General features: G+C 65.0%; 1 protein-coding gene. It reads left to right on the top strand.

Annotated elements, in window-relative coordinates; all coding sequences use genetic code 11:
• On the top strand, positions 1 to 414 hold a 414-nt coding region (locus ACT3UL_RS19225; RefSeq protein WP_444580003.1), incomplete at both ends, for a transposase.

Genomic DNA, 414 nt, shown 5'->3' on the forward strand with positions numbered 1-414 from the left:
CTGCGGTCCCTGGCCCGCCGATGGCAGCACCTGGACAGTGAGGCCAAGGAACTCAGGGCATCGATCGAGGCGCTCGTCATTCGCACCGCTCCCCAGTTGCTGGAGCAGTTCGGCATCGGCGTCGATACCGCAGCCGAGATCCTGATCGTCGCTGGCGACAATCCCGAGCGGATCCACTCCGAGGCAGCGTTCGCAAAGCTCGCCGGCATCAGCCCCGTCCCGACCGGCTCTGGAATGACCAGCGGCAGGCATCGCATCAACCACGGTGGGCATCGGCAGCTGAACGCCGCGATCTACCGCACCGTGATCGTCCGGATGAGATTCCACGAGCCGACCATCGCCTACGTTGCCCGTCGGACCGCCGAGGGCAAGAGCAAACGCGACATCATCCGCTGCCTGAAGCGCTACGTCATT

Origin of the sequence: Brachybacterium sp. 107 (assembly GCF_052379725.1) — a bacterium.
Lineage (GTDB): Bacteria > Actinomycetota > Actinomycetes > Actinomycetales > Dermabacteraceae > Brachybacterium.